Source organism: Fluviibacter sp. (genome assembly GCF_057744235.1).
Map to the genome: position 1 here is coordinate 83,888 of NZ_JBIJFP010000001.1, position 22,839 is coordinate 106,726.

At 58.2% G+C, this 22,839-nt stretch carries 27 protein-coding genes; 9 read left to right on the forward strand and 18 right to left on the reverse strand.

The annotated features are described in order from the left end of the window. Positions 1-8: 8 nt before the first annotated feature. The 8 genes from AC3GOJ_RS00350 to AC3GOJ_RS00385 are packed head-to-tail and all read right to left on the reverse strand — an operon-like array spanning position 9 to position 5,149. Complete coding sequence (locus tag AC3GOJ_RS00350) at positions 9-614, reverse strand: Maf family protein (RefSeq protein ID WP_488235461.1); 606 nt, start codon at positions 612-614, stop codon at positions 9-11. 8 nt (positions 615-622) lie between these two features. Continuing rightward, the gene (gene rlmH / locus AC3GOJ_RS00355) at positions 623-1,093 is read right to left on the reverse strand and encodes a 23S rRNA (pseudouridine(1915)-N(3))-methyltransferase RlmH (protein ID WP_488235462.1); all 471 of its coding nucleotides are present in this window, start codon (positions 1,091-1,093) and stop codon (positions 623-625) included. Then, complete coding sequence (gene rsfS / locus AC3GOJ_RS00360) at positions 1,090-1,650, reverse strand: ribosome silencing factor (protein ID WP_488235463.1); 561 nt, start codon at positions 1,648-1,650, stop codon at positions 1,090-1,092. The genes rlmH and rsfS overlap by 4 nt, the downstream gene beginning before the upstream one ends. A 26-nt stretch (positions 1,651-1,676) precedes the next feature. Then, positions 1,677-2,378 carry a nicotinate-nucleotide adenylyltransferase gene (nadD, locus tag AC3GOJ_RS00365; protein ID WP_488235698.1) on the reverse strand — a complete coding sequence of 234 codons (702 nt, stop codon included), beginning with the start codon at positions 2,376-2,378 and terminating at the stop codon, positions 1,677-1,679. Next, complete coding sequence (locus AC3GOJ_RS00370; protein WP_488235464.1) at positions 2,336-3,142, reverse strand: BPSS1780 family membrane protein; 807 nt, start codon at positions 3,140-3,142, stop codon at positions 2,336-2,338. Before AC3GOJ_RS00370 ends, nadD begins: the two co-directional genes overlap by 43 nt. Beyond that, the gene (locus AC3GOJ_RS00375) at positions 3,135-3,992 is read right to left on the reverse strand and encodes a BPSS1780 family membrane protein (RefSeq protein WP_488235465.1); all 858 of its coding nucleotides are present in this window, start codon (positions 3,990-3,992) and stop codon (positions 3,135-3,137) included. Before AC3GOJ_RS00375 ends, AC3GOJ_RS00370 begins: the two co-directional genes overlap by 8 nt. Beyond that, entirely contained in the window at positions 3,992-4,375 is a 384-nt protein-coding gene (locus AC3GOJ_RS00380) for a hypothetical protein (RefSeq protein WP_488235466.1), read from the reverse strand. The genes AC3GOJ_RS00375 and AC3GOJ_RS00380 overlap by 1 nt, the downstream gene beginning before the upstream one ends. A 33-nt stretch (positions 4,376-4,408) precedes the next feature. After that, positions 4,409-5,149 carry an LOG family protein gene (locus AC3GOJ_RS00385; protein ID WP_488235467.1) on the reverse strand — a complete coding sequence of 247 codons (741 nt, stop codon included), beginning with the start codon at positions 5,147-5,149 and terminating at the stop codon, positions 4,409-4,411. A gap of 22 nt (positions 5,150-5,171) precedes the next feature. On the opposite strand from AC3GOJ_RS00385, the gene polA reads away from it, so the two are divergent. Together polA and AC3GOJ_RS00395 are read left to right on the forward strand one after the other, a co-directional pair. After that, positions 5,172-7,916: a DNA polymerase I gene (gene polA / locus AC3GOJ_RS00390; RefSeq protein WP_488235468.1), complete on the forward strand. Its 2,745-nt coding sequence runs from the start codon at positions 5,172-5,174 to the stop codon at positions 7,914-7,916. Positions 7,917-7,925: 9 nt separating this feature from the next. Next, complete coding sequence (locus AC3GOJ_RS00395; RefSeq protein ID WP_488235469.1) at positions 7,926-8,132, forward strand: cysteine-rich CWC family protein; 207 nt, start codon at positions 7,926-7,928, stop codon at positions 8,130-8,132. Positions 8,133-8,181: 49 nt separating this feature from the next. Here AC3GOJ_RS00395 and AC3GOJ_RS00400 read toward each other — a convergent pair whose 3' ends face one another. Beyond that, positions 8,182-9,195 carry a CDP-6-deoxy-delta-3,4-glucoseen reductase gene (locus tag AC3GOJ_RS00400; RefSeq protein WP_488235470.1) on the reverse strand — a complete coding sequence of 338 codons (1,014 nt, stop codon included), beginning with the start codon at positions 9,193-9,195 and terminating at the stop codon, positions 8,182-8,184. 80 nt (positions 9,196-9,275) lie between these two features. Between AC3GOJ_RS00400 and AC3GOJ_RS00405 the strand changes: the two genes are divergently transcribed. The 3 genes from AC3GOJ_RS00405 to AC3GOJ_RS00415 are packed head-to-tail and all read left to right on the forward strand — an operon-like array spanning position 9,276 to position 11,890. Further along, on the forward strand, positions 9,276-10,289 hold the full coding sequence (locus AC3GOJ_RS00405) for a Rossmann-fold NAD(P)-binding domain-containing protein (RefSeq protein ID WP_488235471.1): 1,014 nt from the start codon (positions 9,276-9,278) through the stop codon (positions 10,287-10,289). After that, entirely contained in the window at positions 10,283-10,699 is a 417-nt protein-coding gene (locus tag AC3GOJ_RS00410; RefSeq protein ID WP_488235472.1) for a CopD family protein, read from the forward strand. The genes AC3GOJ_RS00405 and AC3GOJ_RS00410 overlap by 7 nt, the downstream gene beginning before the upstream one ends. A 12-nt stretch (positions 10,700-10,711) precedes the next feature. Then, entirely contained in the window at positions 10,712-11,890 is a 1,179-nt protein-coding gene (locus tag AC3GOJ_RS00415) for a THUMP domain-containing class I SAM-dependent RNA methyltransferase (RefSeq protein WP_488235473.1), read from the forward strand. Between the two features lie 100 nt (positions 11,891-11,990). On the opposite strand, the gene AC3GOJ_RS00420 is transcribed toward AC3GOJ_RS00415, so the two are convergent. The 3 genes from AC3GOJ_RS00420 to AC3GOJ_RS00430 form a co-directional block, all read right to left on the reverse strand. Beyond that, positions 11,991-12,494 carry a hypothetical protein gene (locus AC3GOJ_RS00420; protein WP_488235474.1) on the reverse strand — a complete coding sequence of 168 codons (504 nt, stop codon included), beginning with the start codon at positions 12,492-12,494 and terminating at the stop codon, positions 11,991-11,993. Between the two features lie 77 nt (positions 12,495-12,571). After that, positions 12,572-13,036 (reverse strand): glycine zipper family protein, encoded by a 465-nt coding sequence (locus AC3GOJ_RS00425; protein WP_488235475.1) that lies wholly within the window; start codon positions 13,034-13,036, stop codon positions 12,572-12,574. Then, on the reverse strand, positions 13,011-14,237 hold the full coding sequence (locus AC3GOJ_RS00430) for a serine hydrolase domain-containing protein (RefSeq protein ID WP_488235476.1): 1,227 nt from the start codon (positions 14,235-14,237) through the stop codon (positions 13,011-13,013). The genes AC3GOJ_RS00425 and AC3GOJ_RS00430 overlap by 26 nt, the downstream gene beginning before the upstream one ends. Positions 14,238-14,399: 162 nt before the next feature. Here AC3GOJ_RS00430 and AC3GOJ_RS00435 point away from each other — a divergent pair, with 162 nt between their 5' ends. Next, positions 14,400-16,139, forward strand: coding sequence for an alpha/beta fold hydrolase (locus tag AC3GOJ_RS00435; protein WP_488235477.1), 1,740 nt, complete (start codon positions 14,400-14,402; stop codon positions 16,137-16,139). A 35-nt stretch (positions 16,140-16,174) separates the two neighbouring features. On the opposite strand, the gene AC3GOJ_RS00440 is transcribed toward AC3GOJ_RS00435, so the two are convergent. After that, positions 16,175-17,179, reverse strand: a complete 1,005-nt coding sequence (locus tag AC3GOJ_RS00440; protein ID WP_488235478.1) for a type IV pilus twitching motility protein PilT — start codon at positions 17,177-17,179, stop codon at positions 16,175-16,177. A gap of 118 nt (positions 17,180-17,297) precedes the next feature. On the opposite strand from AC3GOJ_RS00440, the gene AC3GOJ_RS00445 reads away from it, so the two are divergent. From AC3GOJ_RS00445 to AC3GOJ_RS00455, 3 genes are read left to right on the forward strand one after another with little or no spacing between them, the layout of a single operon-like run. Next, positions 17,298-18,017, forward strand: a complete 720-nt coding sequence (locus tag AC3GOJ_RS00445; RefSeq protein WP_488235479.1) for a YggS family pyridoxal phosphate-dependent enzyme — start codon at positions 17,298-17,300, stop codon at positions 18,015-18,017. Then, complete coding sequence (gene proC / locus AC3GOJ_RS00450) at positions 18,014-18,826, forward strand: pyrroline-5-carboxylate reductase (RefSeq protein ID WP_488235480.1); 813 nt, start codon at positions 18,014-18,016, stop codon at positions 18,824-18,826. Before AC3GOJ_RS00445 ends, proC begins: the two co-directional genes overlap by 4 nt. Continuing rightward, entirely contained in the window at positions 18,819-19,154 is a 336-nt protein-coding gene (locus AC3GOJ_RS00455) for a DUF167 domain-containing protein (RefSeq protein ID WP_488235481.1), read from the forward strand. The genes proC and AC3GOJ_RS00455 overlap by 8 nt, the downstream gene beginning before the upstream one ends. On the opposite strand, the gene AC3GOJ_RS00460 is transcribed toward AC3GOJ_RS00455, so the two are convergent. The 5 genes from AC3GOJ_RS00460 to AC3GOJ_RS00480 are packed head-to-tail and all read right to left on the reverse strand — an operon-like array spanning position 19,104 to position 22,828. After that, a complete protein-coding gene (locus tag AC3GOJ_RS00460) occupies positions 19,104-20,387 on the reverse strand; it encodes a dihydroorotase (RefSeq protein WP_488235482.1) in 1,284 nt (427 codons plus the stop codon). The two genes, AC3GOJ_RS00455 and AC3GOJ_RS00460, sit on opposite strands and share 51 nt — an antisense overlap. Further along, positions 20,384-21,349 (reverse strand): aspartate carbamoyltransferase catalytic subunit, encoded by a 966-nt coding sequence (locus tag AC3GOJ_RS00465; protein ID WP_488235699.1) that lies wholly within the window; start codon positions 21,347-21,349, stop codon positions 20,384-20,386. Before AC3GOJ_RS00465 ends, AC3GOJ_RS00460 begins: the two co-directional genes overlap by 4 nt. Next, the gene (gene pyrR / locus AC3GOJ_RS00470; protein WP_488235483.1) at positions 21,342-21,866 is read right to left on the reverse strand and encodes a bifunctional pyr operon transcriptional regulator/uracil phosphoribosyltransferase PyrR; all 525 of its coding nucleotides are present in this window, start codon (positions 21,864-21,866) and stop codon (positions 21,342-21,344) included. The genes AC3GOJ_RS00465 and pyrR overlap by 8 nt, the downstream gene beginning before the upstream one ends. Further along, complete coding sequence (ruvX, locus tag AC3GOJ_RS00475; protein WP_488235484.1) at positions 21,859-22,314, reverse strand: Holliday junction resolvase RuvX; 456 nt, start codon at positions 22,312-22,314, stop codon at positions 21,859-21,861. The genes pyrR and ruvX overlap by 8 nt, the downstream gene beginning before the upstream one ends. Next, positions 22,307-22,828, reverse strand: coding sequence for a YqgE/AlgH family protein (locus AC3GOJ_RS00480; RefSeq protein WP_488235700.1), 522 nt, complete (start codon positions 22,826-22,828; stop codon positions 22,307-22,309). The genes ruvX and AC3GOJ_RS00480 overlap by 8 nt, the downstream gene beginning before the upstream one ends. Between the last annotated feature and the right edge of the window lie 11 nt (positions 22,829-22,839).

A 22,839-nucleotide genomic window follows, 5' to 3' on the forward strand; every position in this document is an offset into this window, starting at 1 on the left:
AGGCGACCCTAAATACGATAACCACTCTGCTCCAGCAGACAGGCAGTTTCATTGACCGGCAACCCCATAATGCCGGTAAAGCTGCCTTGCATTTCGGCCACAAATACACCGGCATGGCCCTGGATGCCATAGCCACCGGCCTTGTCGAAGGGCTCTTCGGAAGCGACATAGCGGTCGATGGTTTCAGCATCCAGCGGCATAAAGCGCACACGGCTGACCGACAGGGCCTGCCGGATGTCATGGCCATCAATCACGACCACGGCAGTCAACACCTCATGGTCCTGACCGGAAAGCGCTGCCAGCATTTCCCGGGCCTCGGCAGCATCCGCCGGTTTACCTAGAATGCGATCACCCAGCGCCACCGTCGTATCGGCAGACAGCAAAGGCCGCTCCATCAGGCCGCGCGCCCTCAGATACGACAACGCATGCAGCGCCTTGTCCAGGGCCACACGGCGCACATAGTCATGCGGTACCTCGCCGGGCAAAACGCGCTCATCCACTTCATACTGCGTACCAGCCGCATCGGTGAACTGCAGCACCTCAAAAGGGACAGCCATCCCATTGAGGAGCTCGGCCCGACGCGGGCTTTTAGAGGCCAGCCAGATCTTCTGCATAGGATGGGTTACTCACGATGATAAGGATGACCAGACAGCACGGTGATCGCCCGGTACAACTGTTCAGCGAGCAGGACGCGTGCCATGGCATGCGGTAACGTCAGCGACGAGAGGCGGATCATTTCATGAGCCGTAGTTTTTAATGCCGGCGCAATACCATCCGCCCCGCCAATGATCAGTGCCACATCCTGTGCCTCACCTTGCCAATACTCCAGCCGTTTGGCCAACGCCATCGTGGTCAGATCGGCACCCCGTTCATCGAGCATCACACGGCGTGCGCCCTGTGGAATCGCCGCTTCAATGCGCACCGCTTCCGCTTCCATGATCTGCTGCGCCGTCCGATTACCAGTCCGCGGCTCAGCCTTGATCTCGTGCAGCACAATGGGCTGCGCCCTGGGAAAACGCTTCAGATAATCTGCACAGGCATCAGCGGCCCAATCCGGCAACCGCTGACCCACGCTGATCAGGTGCAGCTTCATTCAACCGATTTTTTAGCGCGAGATGCGGGCTTCTTGGCACTGGGCTTTTTAGCCGCCGGTTTTTTGGCCGCCGGTTTTTTTTCGGCAGATTTTTTGGCTGCCGCTTTCTTCACAATCGGTGCCTCGATCTCATCCACCCCTTCGACCGACTTAGCCGGCTTCTTGGCCGCGGCACCCTTAGCTGCTTTTTTGGCCGCCTTTTCTGCCGCATGACCGGCTGGCTTGCCCTGGCCCCACAAACCTTCAAGATCGAAATGTGCGCGGATGGTCGGTTGCATGATATGCACAACGACAGGCCCCAGATCAACCAGCACCCATTCGCCGCCATCTTCACCTTCTACCGACAGAACCTCGCCACCGGCTTCACGCACTTTATCTGCCACGTTACGCGCCAACGAACGGACCTGACGGTTGGAGTCACCGCTGGCCAAGACGATGCGTTCGAACATCTGTGACACCTTGGTCGTGTTAACGACAATGATGTCGCGCCCTTTGATGTCTTCAAGCGCATCAACGGCCATGGTTTCAAGTTTTTTGATCGAGAGTGCTTTAGACATGTTATTCCTTGATTCAACGTTAACCGTCAACGCGCGGTCTGCGGTATTTGCGTATAAAGATGGTGCTGCTGAAGATATTTTTCAACGGCCGGCGTGACCAGCCCGGTCACCGGCAAGCCCTGCGCCAGTTGCTGTCGCACCTGCGTTGCCGAGACCTCACAGGGCGCTATGGTAAACGAAACCAGACAACCTGCACGTTGCTGGCTTAAACGGGCGAGATCGGTGGTGTGTGCTGCCGCCCATACAGACTGCAATACCGCCGGCATAGCCTCCATCGCCAGATCAGCGCCAGGTCGGTTCGCCACCGCAATATGCGCGTAATGCAGCAGTTCCTGCCAGCGGTGCCAGGACGACAAGCCCAACCAGGCGTCAGCGCCCAGAATCAGTACATGCGCTGTTTCCGGCTCGGCCTGCCATAAACGCTCCAGTGTCCGAATCGTCCATGAAGGGCCCATCTGCCGGATTTCGGTATCATCTATCACGCACCCCGGTTCCTCACCCAGCGCCAGACGCACCATGGCCAATCGCTCTTCGGCGGTAGCCTGTGGCAAAGTCCGATGCGGGGGGTGACCGGCTGGCACACAACGCACGCTATCCAGATTCAACGCCTGCAAGGCATCACGCGCCAGCTGCGCATGCCCGATATGTACCGGGTCAAAGGTCCCACCCAGAATGCCGCTCAGCTTCAGGCGTTTTGCGCCGGCACGGCGCCCTCGGAGGTCGACAATTCGGGCAACACGTCGTTGTAACTGCTCAGAAAAGCCGACACCACGGTCGGTGCCAGCACCGCCATGATGGGCACGACGACCAGCGAAGTCACCAGCGCATCACCGACACCCAGTGCCAGGAGCAGCATCATGACCAAAGAGGGCAGCAAGACGCCAAAGGCAATAATCGCGGACAACAAACCCAGCAGCCCCGGCCAGGCCCGCCACGAAGCGACCAGGCTGAAGAACAGGGCCTTACTGATACCAAAACCACGCCAGGCCACGAGCAACGGGGCATAGGCAAAGGCCAGCATGACCGGCACATAGGCTAACAGCGCCATCAGCAGCGCCGTCAGTGACGGATCCGGCAATGCCGCATTTTCAGCACCACCCAGCGTCGAACGGGCCATGAATTGCAACAAGACACCACCGTCGGCCAGTGCCGTCAGACCCAACACGCCCAGCGTCAGCAGGAAGTGCAGTACCCCGAGCCCCATCAATGGCTGCAGTCGCTCACGGAATGCCGAAAATAGTAGGGTGAAACTGGGCATATCTTCGCGGTCCAGCGCGCGACAGCCTGTCAGCACACCCACCAATAACACCGGTGCCAGCGCAGCCACCAGCAGATCTCCGGCTACCGGCACCAACCCGACCAGACCCAGCAGGGTCCAGTACGACATGACCCAGAACAGCATCAGGATCGGGTTACGCCGGTAGCGGGCAAAGCCGGTACGAAACCACTGCCAGCCGGTCGCCAGCTTAATGCTTCGCAATGACTCAGCCATGCGATGATTCAGACGGCGCGTCTGTTGTTGTCGGTGCAGCCGCTGGAGTAGATTCCGCCATGGCCTGTGGCAACTCAAACAGATCCCGGTAGGCGGCATAGGTGGCCCCGGCCATGACCGGAATCACCACCAGCAGAGCCAGGCCTAGCGTCAGACTGGTTAGGAACAACATCAGCGCCACCAGGAAGAAGGCCACAATGAAGGCCGGCAGGCTGCGCCAGCTGGCAACGAACGAGTGCTTCATCGCCGTCATGGCAGGAATATCATGAAATACGGCCAAGGGCGGTGCCAGCCAGACAGACATCACCAGCGGCAACACCAGCAACAGGCTGATCGTGACCGCCAGAATGATTCCGAGCACACTAATCACCGTCCCTAACCAGGCATACTGCGTTTCCATGCCGACGGCCATACCGGACAATGCCGCGCCACCGCCCAGCAGCAGGCCGAGCGCCACAATCAGCATCCAGCCGAGCATGTACCAGACACCCACGTTCACGACGGCGGGGGCATGTTCCTTGAAGCCGGTAAAGGCATCTGCCACCGCCACCGGCTCGTTATAGTCCACCCGATGCGCTACCACCATCAGCCCGGCAGAGAGAATCGGCATGAGCAGATGCGCACCCACCTGGCCCAGCAGCGGTACCAACAGAACCAGCAGAATGAGCAAGGTTTGCAGAAAGGCCGTCACCAGCCAAAGACCCGGCCGGCGCAGAAACAACGACCAGCCTTCGGAAATCCATTGCACGCCGTGGCCAACCCCCACATGACGGATCGGCGGCAGTTCCTCGGGAATATGCGCATCCTGCCAGGGGGCATGACGCTGATGGCGGTTGTGATGTCCCGGCATTACCAGCTCCAGACGGTCCACATGGGCGGCTGCACCATGTCACCACGCACCGGATCCGACTCCGGAATCACGGTCTGCGGGTCCTCCGCAGGTGACTCGGAATACGCCGGTAGAATCGGCGGATCCACGACTTCACGAGACGGTCGGCCACCAGACCCGTAAGTACGGATCGAGGTGCTGCGATCATCCGGCCTAATCGTCACGCTGGCGTCTTCTTCGGCCTCTGCCTGGGCATTGAGCAACGCCGGATCATTGGTCACCACCTGCGGCGGCAGCATATTCGGCGAGGTCTGAGCCAACACCGGGTAAGCCAGACAAACGCTCAGTGCCACAACACCGGTGCGAAGCGCGGTTGATACCGCCGTTTTGAAATGAGAAGACATGCCGGATCCAGACAGAGTAATGAACGGATTTTATTACAGGTTCAGCAAAAGCTCGCGTTCTGCCGGCAGTGGTGCAAAGCCCCGAGTCTCGTAATGACGGTAGATCGCCTCGACCACCTGATCCGGATCATCAATCACCTGAATCAGCTTCATATCGTCTGCATCAATCATGTTTTCCGCAACCAGGCGCTCGCGGAGCCAATCCAGCAGCCCGGACCAGAATTCACTGCCCACCAGAATGACCGGGAAACGGGCACTTTTACCCGTCTGGATCAGCGTCAACGCTTCCATCAATTCGTCCAGCGTGCCAAAGCCACCGGGCATCACCACATAAGCCATGGCAAAACGCACAAACATGTATTTGCGGGCAAAGAAGTGCTTGAAGCCCACGGAAACGTTCTGGTACGGATTACGGCGTTGCTCATGCGGCAACTGGATATTCAGACCGACCGACGGACCTTTGCCCTCAAAAGCACCCCGGTTGGCAGCCTCCATCACGCCGGGGCCGCCGCCGGAGATCACGCCCAGCCCCGTGTCCGACAATTTGCGGGCGATGGTTTCCGTCAGCTCGTAATAGGGCGACTCGGGCTTCACCCGGGCGCTGCCAAAGATGGTCACCGCAGGCCGCACATTGGCCAAACGATCCGTCGCTTCGACGAACTCTGCCATAATCCCGAACAATCTCCAGGACTCCCGATCAGCCAGACTTTCCGGCTCGAACGGCCGAAAAGAAGGCGCCTGCTGCCGCGCCGACTCTGAAGAATTATCACTCACGCTATTTGCCTCCCGGTCTGTCATGCCCACTCTACTGCTCGTTGATGGTTCATCCTACCTGTACCGTGCCTTTCATGCACTCCCTGACCTGCGCAATCAGTCGGGCGAACCAACGGGGGCGCTGTACGGCATCATCTCCATGCTACGGCGGCTGAGCAGTGACTTCAAGGCCGAATACCGCGCCTGTATTTTTGATGCCAGCGGCCCAACCTTCCGCGATGCGCTCTACAGCGAATACAAGGCACATCGCCCGCCCATGCCGGAAGATCTGGCCCGGCAGATTGAACCGATCCATGCCGTCGTCCGCGCACTGGGTTGGCCGCTGATCATGGAAAGCGGTGTCGAAGCCGATGACGTCATCGGCACCTTAGCCCGCCAGGCGGAAGCGGCCGGATTCTCCGTCGTAGTTTCCACCGGCGACAAGGATCTGGCGCAACTGGTCACCCCGCAGACCACCCTGGTCAACACCATGAGCAACGAACGGCTGGATGTCGCGGGTGTTGAAGCCAAGTTTGGCGTTGCACCGTCACACATCACCGATTACCTGGCCCTAGTCGGCGATACCGCCGACAACATCCCCGGCGTTCAGAAGGTCGGCCCAAAAACTGCTGCCAAATGGCTGCAGACCTACGGCGACCTGGATGGCGTGATCGCCCATGCGGCCGAGGTCAAAGGCGTGGCCGGCGAAAACCTGCGTGCCCATCTGGATTTCCTGCCGCTGGGCCGCACCCTGGCTACCGTCAAAACCGACGTCCCTCTGCCCTTGCCGCTCACTGCGCTGGACGCCACACCGGAAGATGCAGAAACCCTGCGCGATATCTTCCGAAATAACGGCTTTAAAACCTGGCTCAAAGCCATCGAACAGCAGGGCGGCGAATCCAGTACCGCAGAAAATGAATCCACAGCGATCACGCCGACAGCTGATTTACTGACCGATGACGGCAGCCATCGTGCCGCCTACGAAACCATTCTGGATGACGCCACGCTGGCGCGCTGGCTAGAAAAAATCCAACAGGCCTCACGCGTAGCGCTCGATACGGAAACCACCAGCCTGGATGAACAGCAGGCGCGTCTGGTCGGCATCTCCTTTGCTGTCGCCCCCGGCGAAGCGGCCTACCTGCCGCTGGCACACAACGGGCCGGACAGCCCGACGCAACTCCCGTTTGCTGCCACCCTGGCCAAACTCAAGCCCTGGCTGGAAGACCGCACCCCCCAAAAAATTCTGCAGCATGCCAAATATGACCAGCATGTCTTTGCCAACCACGGCATCCAGCTGGCGGGCATTGTTGACGATACCCTACTCGCCGCTTACGTGCTGGAAGCCGGGCAAGTCAGCCCCGGTGCCCTGGAGCTGGGCACACTGGCCCGCCGCCATCTCGGGCTGAGCACCATTCCCTATGAAGCCATCTGCGGCAAAGGCGCCAACCAGATCGGTTTTGATCAGGTCGCCGTGGCCGAAGCCACCGCCTATGCCGCCGAAGATGCCGATATCACGCTGCGCATTGCCGAACGCCTGTTGCCACGACTGGCCCGCGAACCGGGCCTGGAACATACCTACCGCCAGCTGGAGCTGCCGGTGCAACAGGTGCTGTTCACCATGGAGCAGAACGGTGTCCTCATCGACAACCAGCAACTCGCCGATCAGAGCCACGCCCTGGGCGAACGCATGCTGGCGCTGGAAAGCGACGCCCATGCCCTGGCCGGCCAGAGCTTCAATCTGAATTCCCCCAAACAGCTGGCCGAGATTCTGTTCACGCAACAGGGGCTGCCCGTCAAAAAGAAAACCGCGTCCGGCACGCCCTCAACCGATGAAGAAGTCCTGTCGGAGCTCGCGCTTGATTTCCCGCTGCCGCGTCTGCTGCTCGAATACCGGGGCATTGCCAAGCTCAAAAACACGTACTGCGACAAGCTGCCTCAGCGTATCAACCCGGCCACCGGCCGGGTCCATACCCATTACTCGCAGACCACCGCCGTTACTGGCCGCCTGGCCAGCTCCGACCCGAACCTGCAGAACATTCCTGTCCGCACACAGGAAGGTCGGCGCATTCGTACAGCCTTTATTGCACCGCCCCAGCACAGCATCATCTCGGCCGACTACTCGCAGATCGAACTGCGTATCATGGCGCATCTGTCTGCCGACAAAGGACTGCTCGATGCATTTGCTCACGGCGAAGACATTCACCGGGCAACCGCGGCCGAGGTGTTCGGCGTCATGCCACTGGAAGTCGGTGATGATCAACGCCGTGCCGCCAAAGCCATCAACTTCGGCCTGATCTACGGCATGAGCGCCTTTGGCCTGGCCAAACAACTGGGCATTGAACGTGGTGCGGCACAAACCTATATCGACCGGTACTTCGACCGTTACCCGGGCGTTGCCCGCTACATGGAAGAAACCCGTCAGAACGCCCACCAGAACGGCTATGTCGAAACCGTTTTTGGTCGCCGCCTGTGGCTACCCGACCTGAAGGCCGGCCAGCAGGGCCGCCGCCAGGGTGCCAAACGCGCCGCCATCAATGCCCCCATGCAGGGCACGGCCGCTGATCTCATCAAGCTGGCCATGCTGGCGGTGCAGCACTGGCTGAGCAGCGAAGGTATGGAAACCCAACTGATCATGCAGGTGCATGATGAACTCGTCCTGCAGGTACCTGACCACGAACGTGCCCGCGTCAGCGAAGCACTCGGCCCACTGATGACCAACGTGGCAAAACTCAAAGTGCCACTGGTCGTGGATATCGGCATTGGCCCCAATTGGGATCAAGCACACTAAGGCGCACTGATGAGCAACCCCATCGATGAAACCCAATGCCCGTTATGCAGCGGCAACAACGCCTGCGGTGCACACGACGATACACCCTGCTGGTGTTGCAGCACCGGCATCCCGCAGGGGCTACGTGATCTGGTCCCCGCTGAAATGCAGATGAAGGCCTGTATCTGCAAAAACTGTGTCGATCGCTATCTCCAGACACAACAACAGCAGCAATAAAAAAGGCCTGCAGTCACTGCAGGCCCGGGGCATTCAACGCCGTTGCCGGTTAGTTCGCGGCAAACTCGAACGAATCCGCAAAGAACGCGTCATCCGGCAGGTTCGCCTTGCCAATGTAATCGGCACGCGCTGCGGCAATCATGCCGGGCGCACCACAGGCATACACCTCGTGCGCCGACAGATCCGGGAAATCTTGTAGCACTGCTTCATGCACCAGCCCGGCACGGCCCGCCCATCCTGGTGTAGTTTCCGGTTCCGACAACACCGGAATAAACCGGATATGCGGATGCTGCGCCGCCCAGGCTTCGGCGACCTCATACTGGTACAGGCCGGCACGATCACGCGCCCCCCAGTAAATGTGCATCGGGCGATCCAGCTCCAGATACAAGACTTCCTGCACAATCGATTTGATCGGTGCAAAACCGGTGCCGCCGGCCAACAGAATCATCGGCTTATTGGATTCACGCAGATAGAAGCTGCCATGCGGCCCATTGAAGCGCAGAATGTCACGCACCTTCATCGTGCTGAACACCTGATCGGTAAACAGACCCCCCGGCACATGGCGCACATGTAACTCTAGGGTTGCGGCATCATGCGGCGGGTTGGCAATCGAGAAGCTACGGCGCTTGCCGTCCTTAAGCAGAATATCGATGTACTGACCGGCATGGAACTGGAACACTTCCGTCGCCGGCAAGCGCAGCGTCAGCACGGCCACATCGGCAGCCGGCTTGTCCAGACCTTCTATACGGCTAGGCAAGGTTTTGACCGGAATATCAGTAGCACGACGCACGTCTTTCACTTCCACCGTCACATCGGTCTGTGGCACGGCGCAGCACAGCAGGGCAAATCCGGCATCACGATCAGCCGGGGGCAGCGTGGTTTCGCTAGCCTTGCCATGATCCACCGACCCCGATGTAATTCTGGCGCGGCAAGCGCCACAACCACCGGTACGGCAACCATACGGCACCAGCAGATCGTGGCGCAGCGCTGCTTCCAGCACCGTCTCATGGCCATCCGCGCGGAAACTGGCATTAATAGGGTTAAGCGTCACCTGGTGCGTCATATTCAATCCTGGTTTACGGTTCACTGATCAAACAAAGTCTCTATCAAGCCTGAGGCAGGTACAAACCGTACAATACGGTTATGCAGAACACGCCCCCGCTCCGTGCACGCCATCGGCGCGCCTTGCCGCGACAGTTTCGCCAGCCGACACTGCTACTGGCCGGTTGCGGCGATGTTGCCGTCCGCATTGCTGCCAAGGTCAGCGGACGCTACCGCGTGCGGGCGCTGTTGCGCCATACGCCCGACAGCAGCACCTGGGCAACCTGGCGCGCGCTCGGCGCGACACCGGTCGCCGCCGATCTGGATAACCGCCTCAGCCTACAGCGACTGAAGGGTCTGGCGACCCAGGTGATTTACCTGGCACCACCGGCCGACACCACCCCGGCAAATCGCCATCGAGACGCCCGTCTGGAGCGCTTTCTGGCGGCACTGCATGGTGGCCGCAGTCTACCACGGCGTCTGGTGCTCATCGGCACCACCGGCGTCTACGGTGACTGCGAAGGCACGCTTGTTGCTGAAACCCGGCCGCTCAATGCCCAAACGGCACGCGGCCAGCGCCGCGTCGGTGCTGAAGCCTCGCTGCGCCGCTGGACCAGAACCCGTTTGCGTGCCGGTTTATCGCCATACGATAGTAAAGCCCGCACGGCTCAGCCCTTCGGCAATGCCGGCACCATCCTGCGCGTTCCTGGCATCTACGCCGGCGACCGCTTACCCATCGAGCGTCTCAAAGCCGGCACACCGGCCCTACAAGCGACCGACGACACCTGGACCAATCATATTCATGCCGATGACCTGGCGCGCATCAGCTGGCTCAGCCTGACCCGCGGCCGCTCGCTACGCACCATCAACACCAGCGACAACAGCCAGCTCAGGATGGGCGACTGGTTTGATGCCGTAGCCGATGCCGCCGGGCTCCCCCGCCCCGAACGACTCCCCCGCGACCTGTTAAAAACCCGGGTTTCCCCCATGCTGTACTCGTTCATGTCAGAATCGCGCCGGCTCGACAATCAACGACTGCTCAAAGAGCTGCGCATCCGACTCCGTTACCCAACGGTGCACGACTTTCTTTCGACGCTGCAGGTGCCTTCATGCTAACCATCAAAGCTTTTCACATTATTCTGGTCGTCAGCTGGTTCGCCGGCCTCTTCTACCTGCCCCGTATTTACGTCAATCTGGCCGCCGTGCCAGATACGCAATCTGCCGAATACCAACGCCTGCTCGGCATGGCACGCCGACTCTACAAGTTCGTCACCCCGATCGGCATAGGCGCCGTCGTCCTCGGCCTATGGCTGTGGTTTGGCTATGGCTTCAGCGGTGGCTGGCTTCATGCCAAAACCCTGCTTGTCGTTTTTCTGCTGGGCTATCACTTCTACTGCGGCACACTGTACCGACAATTTGCCGCTGGTCGTAATGCCCACAGCCATGTCTGGTACCGCTGGTTTAACGAAATCCCGGTCCTCATTCTGGCCGTTATCACCTTCCTGGTTGTTCTCAAGCCGTTCTAAAGAAAGCACTTCATGCATATTTTTGCCCCCTGCCCCCGCGGCCTCGAAGAACTTCTGGTCAGCGAACTCACCCGCTTCGGCATGACCCAGGTGGAACAGGTGGGCGGCGGCGTGCGCGCCCGGGCTACCCAGGAAAGCCTGTACCGCGCCAACCTGCACTCACGCTTTGCCTCACGCATTCTGGTACGTCTGGCCGTTGGTGCCTATCAGAAGGAAGACGACCTCTACCAGATGGCACGCAAGATCGCGTGGCACCAGTGGTTCGACGTCAGCCAGAGTTTCAAGGTCGGCACCACTGCTGTGAAGTCACCACTGCGCAGCCTCGACTTCGCCACCCTGCGCGTGAAGGATGCTATTTGTGATCGCTTCCGCGCAGATCGCGGTAGCCGCCCGAATGTGAACACCGAACACCCCGACCAACGCATTCAACTGTTCCTCACCGAAACCAGCGCCACCCTCTACATCGACAGCTCGGGCGACCCGCTCTGGCAGCGCGGTTACCGTGGTGCCGCCGGACAAGCCCCGCTGAAAGAAAACCTCGCGGCCGGCCTAGTGGCCCTGGCTGGGTGGAATGACCGAGATGAAAACGGCACACTTAAATACGAAAACTTTCTCGACCCCATGTGCGGCAGCGGCACCATCGTCATTGAAGCTGCCTGGATGCGTGCGAACCGCGCACCCGGCCTGAACCGCCGCTTTGCCTGTGAACGCTGGGCAGACGCCGACCGTGGCCTGTGGACAAAGCTGCGCGCCGATGCCCGTGCCCAAATCCAAGCCCTGCCAGCACAAACGCTGTTTGCCAGCGACGCCCATCCCGGCGCCATCGCGGCCACGCGCCGCCATCTGGAAGAAACCGGGCTACTGACGGATGTGACGCTGGAACAAGGCGACTTCGTCGGCCGTGGCGCACCGGCCACCAGCGGCCTGCTGGTCTGCAACCCGCCCTACGGCGTACGCCTCTCCGAACAGGAAACGCTACAAGCCGAATACCCTGAGTGGGGTCGCACCCTCAAGCAACAATTTACCGGCTGGACCGCAGCGCTATTCACCGCCGATCTGGAACTGACTAAAGGCCTGGGCCTTAAGCCGCGCCGCCGCTTCCCGCTAAAGAACGGTGCGCTGGAATGCCGGCTGTTCGTGATTGATCTGGTGGCCGGGTTTCATCGGCGGCAGAAGCCGACGGACTCGTAATCCATACGTCGAGTATTCGAGTCACTCACAACCGACCACTTCTTAGTGGAGCATCAGCAAACAATAACCGCCCATGAGGCGGTTTTTTGTTGCCCACGCATCAAGCAACAAGGATCATTTCGAGCACGATCCCGCCGGTGAGTAATAAATCAGCAATGGTTACGGTCGCCAGCACTTTTCTCGACTTTGTGAAAAAAGCAATCGCTACCATTAAGATCAGAATTGCAGCAGCAGGATTCCCCTCCGGGGTTTGTCCGCCAAAATACCAATTGAATGGGTAATCCAGAAAAGCATATAGCCCAAGAAATGGGAGAGACCATCGCCCATCCTCTTGAAACCAAGTCTGTAACGATTTCCCTGCCTGACCATCGGTGTTTGGCAAAACCAGTGCTGCCGCAACAAAGAGTGTCAGCACGAAACAAAGTAGCATCAGAAACAGTCCAAATGTCCACTGTGTCACGGCTGATTCAAGCCCTACAAATACCCATGAGAATTGTAACAACAGGAAAAAAATGTTTAAGGCCCAGACAAATGGCACCCAGTCGAGCTGAATCTTTCTTCTAGCCAAATGCATGTGGATAACGGAGATGATCAGACGTGTCATACCCAAGGCAGTAATAATGCCCAAGGCACCTTGTATCCATTGAAAAGAGTGATGAACCACAGCACAAGCCTTTCTAACTAACGGATGACATGACCCTTAATCGACATACACTGCTGGTAGGCGCTGTCATAATGCCTCTGCGCGTCTTCAGAGTTTTTATGTGCTTGATAGGCACCGGTTGCCAACCCCAGACCTGCCCCGATAGCCAATCCCGTAACCGTACCGTGTGTGTTGTGGCCTATAGCCTGACCTGCCAAAGCCCCCACGGCAGATCCGATTGCAATATCGGTCAACGTTTCCATTGCTGACTTATTTGAAATATCGTCCGATATCTGATCTTGAGCAAACTCCCTGCACTGCAAATCATCGAGACGAAACTGTTCTAAAGTCACACCTTTGGCAGGTAACACGTTTACGTGTGGCGCATCAGGGATCGAAGCACAGGCTGACAAAATAAGCATCATTGTTAACCCCAGCAGGCGTTTGACTTTCATCGATTGATGCCTCCAGCCGTTTTCAATAACCAATCGTTTTTCTGGCATCGATTGCCGTTTGTGCCATCCAATTGAATTCGCCGGAAAGATCACTCAAATCAATCAGCGAGCTTTGCAACACATAAGAAATGTCGGTAATAGGGTCATGGTACGCATCTGTTAGATAGCCACCACACCCACCATTATGTCCCCAGCCCAGGTCGTACCCGACACCTTTGTTATGGAGTATTCCCAACCCATAGTTTGTTGCGGGAGGTGTAATCACTGACATTCGTGCAACTTGATCTGCAGACAGATTCGTTTGACCCTTTATTAGATTGCGTATCCAACGAACCAAGTTAGATGTTGTGGTCACAAGATTTCCTGACGCAGGATCATAAGAATAGTTGTAATTAGTGACGACCATTTCAACACCACTTTCTAATGAATGCCCTTCAATGTAAGGAAACTCGAGCATTTGGTTTGAACCGCTGACAATAAAGCTGGTTTGATCAAGTGCATTCGGTACAAGAAACTCTCTTCGCATAAATTCATTGAGGCTGACTCCTGAAACCACCTCGATGATTTTTCCGAGAATTGTGTAATCTGTATCGGAGTAATGGTAGGTCATACCGGGGACCGCATCAAAAAGTTGGTTAGTCGCCACGACACTGATCAGCTCGTCTTTCGTAAACGAGTGATTCGGCGCCACCTCAACCTTCCAATCGACATATCTGCTTCCTGCGTACGGTTGAGACACAGTTGAAGGAATGATCTGGTTCGCAAGGTCGAACACCCCAGCTAAATGCTCTAGGAGGTGCCGGATCGTAATCTGTGATTTGTACGGGATATCATATTCGCTCGCATTAGGAAGATACGGCCGCCCTCCTGCCGGAATGACATCTGTCAGATAATCATCAATACGCAACTGCCCCCTTTGATCAAGCAACATGATGCCGGCAGCCGTAAATGTCTTGGTGATGCTCGCTCCGCGGAAGTATGAATCAGTGCCTACATTGGGCATGCTGGATGCGAAAAACTCGCCGTTAGGAGCAATCATGTGCAAGGTTAACCCACCTTTTTTCCCAGGATATCTGGAGTCCCAAGCTTTATTCAACAGTGTTTTTAGCTCGGCATTTGTATTGGTGCTTTGCGCGCTACCACTTCCACTGCCACAGCCTAAAAGCGGGGATACCATCAATGCGGCCGCGCCTTTGACAAAATCTCTACGCGAATGGTTTAGTTGATTAAAGTCGAATTGTGAAACCATGTGGCACCTCGAGTCAGGAATCGTTTTATTTTCCACCTTTAGAATAATACTAACCATCTGGTTAATTGACATTCGTCAAATATTCATCATTTCTTGGTTTTCAAACGCCATCTTTGCTCAATGTGAGGAATAGACTAAGCAAATTGTTCTATCCGAGCACCAATGATCGTGATGATTCAAAACTGCACAAAGAAAATATGGCGCATTGCCTTAACCACATGGATCGTTTTACTGTCTGGTTGCGGGGGCGGCAACTCTGATCATTCAGATAATCTGACACCCTACAAAACACAGAAACTCGAGTGGGTTGCCTGTGAACCTTCACTCTTGGCTGCTGACGAGTCTGTTCTTCAACGTTTTCAGGTAAACCCTGCAGACCTGGGCAGCCGTTTGACCTGTGCTTACATGCGTGCGCCTTTGGATTACGCTAATCCGTCACGCGGTGATGTTGTCGTTGCTTTCATGCGCGCAGCCGCTGAAGATTTAGCAAACAGAAAAGGCGCCATTCTGTTCAATCCCGGCGGCCCAGGTGGGGACGGTCTGGTTTTTGCCCCCCTCTACGGTGCATTATGGTCTCGCGGAAGTAGTGAGAATCCCACCGGGGCTCTATACAGGCAAATCTCGCGTGAATTTGATTTGATTGGCTTTTCACCGCGGGGAGCCGGTGCCAGCACGCGTTTATATTGCGGCACTAATGGCTTATTCAATTTTGTAGGCACAGAATCGGACAGAACACCTCGCAATATCAGTGGAATGCTGGGTAACGCCAAGCTCAAAGCACAAGCTTGTGCGCAAAACCCATTAACGCCTTACATCAACACCGACGCTACTGCCCGTGATCTAGATTTATTCCGCCATTTGCTTGGCGATGAAAAACTTAATTATCTTGGGATGTCATATGGAACATGGTTGGGACATTGGTATGCAAGCCTTTTCCCCGAGAGGGTCGGTGCCATGGTGCTATCAGGTGTGGTTGATTTGACGCGCGGCATTGAGGAAACCTTTCTGCAACAACCGATGGGTTTTCAGCGCGCCTTTGAAAACGTGATTGTGCCCTATGCCAAGCGACATTCTTCCCAGTTTTCTATCGATGGTAGCGCGGCTGATTTAGGCACTATTTACCAATCTCTGAGCCCTCGTCCATTCCTTCAGGCATCTGTGGGTGAAGTGATTTCTGAGCAAATGGGCAGTTCATTTCATGCGAGTGATGCCGTGCTGACGATGGTCGCGGCAATATGGCTATTTAATAAACTCGATACCATCATTGCACCCACAGAAATCGAGAAAGAATCATCCCTCCGTTCGGCCATTACAAGCGCAGCTATTGCTCACGAAGTCGTAGATCCGGGTGACTCCGACCCAGACAACACTCTGAATAAACGCGCAAAAACTCTGGCAGGAAAAATTGCAGATCAGTATTTCGGTCGGCTATCTGGGGAACAACAACCGATCTCTTTAGAACCTTATCCAGCCATGAATTTTGTCGTTGTCGCTAACGACAGCCCCATGCGCTTGGGTATTGATGAGTGGATTGCTGCAACCAATTACAACGTTTCAATGTATCCGCTGATTGGTGGGCGTTTCACTGATTGGCCAGGATTGTATTGGCAACCAACTGGCATCGTTCGGCCGCCTCTCAGCAATGCGGCAAGCGCCAAAGGCATTGTCTTGCTACATACTGAAAACGATGCGCGAACGCCGAAGGAAGGCGCAGAGGCATCGCTTCGCATTCTCCCAAATGCAAGCTACATCAGCATTGCCGACGAGTACTGGCATGGCGTAGCGTTGCCGTATGGGCAGCCGTGCGTAGATATCCCTATTGCTAAATATTTCCTTTTTGGAACACAGCCGGCTTCCCGTATCCAATGCAACGGCAACGTCTTACCTTGGGATAAACATTGACGCTCTCTGAATCGACAGACAGGTTGTTGAACAAGTCACTCTCGACTCAACACCCCGGTCTGAGAAAGTCGCTCCAGACTCTGCGCCATCGTCTGCATGCCATGTTGTTGACCTGTCTGCATCACCGACACCAGTTGTGCGGTTTTGTTTTCGCGGATGAGATTGCGCACGGCGGGTGTGCCCACCAGAATTTCGTGAGCGGCAACACGGCCTTTCCCATCACTACGTGGTAATAGCTGCTGCGCCACAACTGCGCGGAGCACATCCGCCAGCAGCGTTCTGGCCAGATCCCGCTCTTCACCGGGGAAGACATCCAGAATCCGTTCTATGGCCTGAGGGGCGGTTGCGGTATGCAGCGTCGCCAGAACCAGGTGGCCGGTTTCGGCAGCCGTGAGTGCCAGGCGGATAGTTTCCAGATCGCGCATTTCTCCCAGCAGAATCACGTCCGGGTCTTCGCGCAACGCGGCTTTGAGGGCATCGGCAAAGCTGGGTGTATCTCGCCCGACTTCCCGTTGCGTAATCAGTGCGCGTTGCGGCTCGTAAACAAACTCCACCGGGTCTTCGATGGTGAGTACATGCTTCGCCTCGTTGCGGTTGATATGCTCGGTCATGGCGGCGAGCGTGGTGCTTTTACCGGAACCCGTCGCGCCCACCACCATTACCAGCCCTTGACTCAGGGCTGCCAGGCTTCGCAGCAGGGGTGGCGCATCAATGCCTTCCAACGTGGGCACCGTCATCGGTACGGGGCGCAAAGCGAGTGCGACGCCGCGCTGCTGACGATAAGCATTTGCCCGGTAACGGCCGAGGCCCGCACCGGATGCGGCAAAGGCAAAGTCACAGGCGGCACCTTCGGCAAAAGCACGGCGCTGCGATTCGGGCAGCACGCTGTCAATGATGCCGCGCACCTGCGCGTTACCCAGCGGTGTGGACTCCAGGATTTGCAGCGCACCCAGTACGCGAACCATGGGCGGCATACCGGCCGATAGATGGATATCCGAGGCGCCGAGATCCCGGGCCTGGATCAATAGACTTTCAAGCATGCGTGCTTTCCTATGATGGGTCGAATCCAAATCGATGGCATTGCTATACTTCGCTAGCCTAACAGTTTGCCGCCTTTCCCGAACACGCCTTGCCATGTTGATAGCAGAAATCACCGCTTTGACCGACCCGAGCCGCACTAACCACGCCACCCGGCTGGCGGAGGTGCAAGCGCGGATTGAAACGGCTGCCGTGCAGGCTGGCCGGCCCGTTGCTGATGTACAGCTGCTGGCTGTCTCGAAAACTTTTCCGCTCAGCGCCGTGGATGCGGTGGCTGCGTGCGGCCAAAAGGCATTTGGCGAAAACTACGCCCAGGAAGGTGTAGAAAAAGCCGCTGCCCGCCCGCAACTGACGTGGCATTTTATCGGCCCGATCCAGAGCAACAAGACGCGAGGCATTGCCGAGCACTTTGCCTGGGTACATACCATTGACCGCCTGAAAATTGCCGAGCGTCTCTCGGCCCAGCGGCCAGCAACGCTACCGCCCTTGCAGGTGTGCGTACAGGTCAATATTTCCGGCGAAGCCAGCAAAAGTGGTTGCGCCCCCCAAGATACGCTGGCCTTGGCACAAGCGGTTGCGGCACTGCCCAACCTGCAGCTACGCGGATTGATGGCGATCCCCGAAGCCACGGACGACACCTCGCTGCAACACCGGCACTTTGCCGCGTTGCGCGATTTGCAAGCCACGCTGAACCAACAGGGCTTATGCCTGAACACCCTGTCCATGGGCATGAGCGACGATCTTGAAGCGGCCATTAGCGAAGGTGCCACGCTGGTCCGCGTGGGCTCGGCCATTTTTGGCAAGCGTTCCTATCCCGATTTGCCCGGAGTCTCTTTATGAAAATTACCTTTCTCGGCGGCGGCAACATGGCCATCGCACTCGTTGGCGGTCTGATGCAGCGAGGCTTTGCGCCACATGATCTGTCGGTGATCGAAATCCTGCCGGATGCACGTACCCGCCTCAGCGAACAATTCGCCATTAATGTGTACGATTCGGCCAGTGCTGAAGCCCTGCAATGCGATGTGCTGGTGCTGGCGGTGAAACCGCAACAGATGCGCGCCGCGCTGAGCAGCCTGCCAGCTGGCGATAAGAAGCCGCTCATCGTGAGCATTGCCGCCGGTCTGCTGGTGGATGATCTATCGCGCTGGATGGGCGGTTATCGCCGTATCGTTCGTGCCATGCCCAACACGCCGGCACTGATCGGCGCCGGTATGACGGGCCTTTACGCAGACCCGTCCGCCAGCCAGGAAGACCGCAACCGGGCCGAAGCCATTCTGGGTGCCGTGGGCGAAACCGTGTGGGTGGCGCGCGAAGGACTGATCGACAGCGTGACCGCGATTTCCGGCAGTGGCCCGGCGTACGTGTTCCTGTTTCTGGAAGCCATGCAGGAAGCCGCCCGCGAATTGGGGCTGTCGGCCGATACAGCACGCACACTGGCCATTCAAACGGTTATTGGCGCTGCACAACTTGCCGAGCAATCCACCGATCCGGTGAGCGTTCTGCGCGAGCGTGTCACCTCGAAGGGCGGCACCACGGAAGCAGCCTTGAAGAAGAAAGCCGAACTCGGCGTCAAGGAAGGCCTGATGGCCGGTATGTATGCAGCGGCTGAACGCAGCCGTGAATTGGGTATCGAGTTAGGACGTGACTGACAACGCGGCCGGTGCGCCAACACCCTGGCTGCAAATCACCGGCAAAGGCGATTTGCAGCTGACGGTGCATGTACAGCCGGGTGCCAAAACCACCTCATGTGCCGGCATTCACGGCGATGCGCTGAAGATCCGTCTGGCCGCCCCGCCGGTGGACGGCAAGGCCAATCAGGCGCTGATCAGCTGGCTCGCCAAAACGCTGGACTGCCCGCAAAGCGCCCTCGAGTTGATTCGAGGGCAGACCTCACGGCGCAAGGTCATCCGTATCTGTGCCGTGCCGTCAGGCGTCGCAGCGCTGATACACGACCTGGCCACCGGCCAGCGTGGTTGATACCCGGCCTTGCAGAGTGCGCCCCAGGAAGGGTGTGAGCTTGCCCGAGCTGCGCAGATCTGCCTCGTTAACGGTCCAGCGGGCTTCGGGATCAAACAGACAGAGATCCGCCCGCTGACCCACCGCAATCTGACCCGCTTCAATGCCGAGAATCGCGGCGGCCTGTGACGTCACCGGCAACAGCGAACGGCGCAGCGGCAGGCTCAGCGCCTCACCCCAGGCCAGCGTGAGCGGCAGCAACAATTCGATCCCTGTCGCACCAGGGGCTGCTTCGGCAAATGGCACGCGCTTCACATCCAGCCCGCGCGGCGTATGCGCCGAGACCACCGCGCTGAGTGTACCTTCAGCCAATCCTAATCGCAGCGCTTCACGATCCGTATAACCACGTAGCGGCGGGTCAAAGCGCGTGAGCGGATCAAAGTAGCCGATGTCCTGCTCGTAAAGATGCAGGGCGTGCACCGCCACATCCCCCGTCACCGGCAAGCCGGCGTCACGCGCATCGCGCAACAGGGCAACGCCTTCGGCCGAGCTGATCTGCGTGAAATGCACGCGAGCACCCGTGGCTTTGGCGAGTGCCAGCACGGTTTGCATGGCCAGCGTTTCTGCGGCGACTGGAATCGCGGCCAAGCCCAGACGAGAGGCCAGCGCACTGTCGTGGGCAATGCCGTCCTTGCTCAGATGAAACTCTGCCGGCTGGAGCCAGACCGGTACGTCGCACGATGCGGCGTACTGCAATGCACGCCAGAGCACCCGCGTATCCGCCGGCAAGCCACGGCCTTGCGAAACGGCAATGCAGCCCGCGTCGCGCAACAGGCTCATTTCGGCCAGCATGGCACCTTCCAGCCCCTGGGTCATGGCACCGACCGGAAGCACACGCACCTGCGACACGTCTTCGGCATGACGCACAATGCGCTCTGCCAGTTCCGGCTCGTCAATAATCGGTGACACATCCGGCGGGCATGCCAGCGTGGTCACCCCACCGGCTACCGCGGCATCCAGTTCTGCATCAATATTGCCGGCCACACGGGCCGACAGATCAACCAGACCCGGTGCAACGACCAGGCCCTTGGCATCAACCACCTGCGCGGCGGTAAAGCCAGCGGGTGTCTGACCGATGCCGGCAATGGCACCGTCGGCGATAAAGATCGAGACCTGCTCATCAAACTGAGAGGCCGGATCCACAACACGACCGCCGCGGATTTCAATCGTTTGCTGAGGATTCAACGTGCTCATGCGCCACCTCCTGCCAGTACGCTCATGACCGCCATACGCATGGCGATACCAAAGGTGACCTGCGGCAGAATTACTGCACGCGGGCTATCGGCGACGGCCGAATCAATTTCTACACCCCGGTTCATCGGCCCCGGATGCATCACGATGGCATCGGGCTTGGCCGCCTTGAGACGCTCGTGGGTCAACCCGTAACGGTCGTGAAACTCGGTGGCGGAGGGCAACAACGCACCACTCATGCGCTCGCGCTGCAGGCGCAAAGCAATGACGACATCACAATCTTTGAGACCGGTGTTCAGGTCACGATGCACTTCCACACCCAGCGATTCGATATCGGTCGGGATCAATGTCTGCGGGCCAATCACGCGGATGGATGCCGCGCCCAATGTCTTGAGCGCATGGATATCTGAACGGGCCACACGCGAATGCAGAATATCGCCGATCAGCGCGACCTTGAGCCCTTCGAAACCGCCCTTGTAGTGCCGGATGGTGTACATGTCGAGCAGACCCTGCGTCGGGTGGCCATGGCGACCATCGCCGGCATTGATGACGTGAATATCCGTCCGGCCCGTGCGGCGCAGATGATCCACGATCAGATGCGGTGCCCCGCTGGATTCGTGACGTACGACAAACATATCGGCGTGCATAGCGCAGAGGTTATCCACGGTGTCGAGCAGCGTCTCGCCCTTCGCCGTCGACGAGGTCGACATATTCAGGTTGATAACATCGGCTGACAGTCGCTTGGCGGCGATTTCGAAGGTCGTGCGGGTGCGCGTGGAGTTTTCAAAGAAGAGGTTGAATACGCTCTTGCCGCGCAGCAGCGGTACTTTTTTGACATCCCGATCAGACACGCCCAGAAAGCTGGCGCCGGTATCGAGCAGCCGCGTTAGCTGTTCACGGGAAAGCCCTTCCGTGGAGAGCAGGTGTATCAGATTGCCCTCGGCATCCAGTTGCGGATCAAGCATCATCAAGACTCCAGGTCAGGCGTCCATCGGGATCATTGGCCGGATTGCGCGCCAGCACGAGACTGGCATCGCCGGGCAGACTCACCGACCAGACACAAAAATCGGGGGCAATCGGCAACTGGCGTTCACCGCGATCCGCCAGGACTGCCAGCTTGACGCTGGCCGGGCGCCCATAGTCAAACAGTTCGTTCAATGCCGCCCGCGTGGTGCGGCCGGTGTAGAGCACGTCATCCACCAGAATCACCGGCTTGCCGACGATATCGACGGGGACGGTCGTCGGCTGCACATTCGGGCTCAGACCCCGCTCATTAAAGTCATCGCGGTAAAACGAGATATCCACACTCCCCACCGGGGGGTGGGTAGGCAACAATTGCGACAGACGCTCGGCAATCCAGACGCCCCCGGTAAAAACACCGATCAACACGGTCTCCGGCGCACGTTCGAACACCGGTTGTAACTGTTCGGCCAGAGCAGCAATCTGCTGCTCGGCATCGGGGAGCGTTTTCAAATCAGGCATGCAAGCCTCCGGCGGCATGATGGGTTTGGGCAGCGTGCTGATCCAGCCACTGCTGCAAAAGAATCTGTGCAGCGACCGCATCAACGTGCTGCCGGGCACTACGGGCCGACTGCCCTGCCTGCTGCAGGCGCTGCTCGGCCTCGGCCGAGCTCAGTCGTTCATCAACCCAGGTCACCGGCAGGTTGAACCGGCCGTGCAGCTGATTGCCGAAACGCCGGCAACGCTGAGTCATCTCATGTTCGGTGCCATCCAGATAAGTCGGCAGGCCGACCACCAGGTGTTTCGGTTGCCATTCGGCCAGCAACGTACCGATCTGTTCAAAGCGTTGCGCGACCGGCTCGCTGGCAACGAGCGTTAGCGGATGCGCCAGGCCGGTCAGCGTTTCGCCGACGGCAACCCCAATGCGCACGGTGCCGAAATCAAAGCCCATCACCGTGCCCTCAGGCATGACCGGCCACATCAGACAGTCGGTCGAACGCAATACCCAGTTTCGCCAGGGCGGCAGGCAGGCGCTCTTCGTACGGCAGATCAAAGAGGATCTCGTCGTCCGCCGGGACACTGAGCCAGGCATTCTGGAGAATCTCGTTATCGAGCTGACCCGGCACCCATCCGGCATAACCCAATGCCACCAGCATGGCATTGGGTGCCGTCTCGCCACCGACCGATTCCAGGATATCTTTGGAGCTGGTCAGCGCGATTTGATCGGTAATCTTCATGGTCGACTGCCATGGCTTGGCCGGTTTGTGCAGCACAAAGGCGCGATCCAGTTGGACCGGACCACCAAACATCACGGGTTGACCGGCCAGTTCGGCATCGGGATGCGCCAGTTCGACGCGCTCGAACAGCGAGGCCAGACTCATATCCGTGGGTTTGTTCACCACCAGCCCCATCGCGCCCTGCTCAGAATGCTCACACAGATAAATCAGGCTGCGGCTGAAGCGTGGATCCGACATACCAGGCATGGCCACCAGAA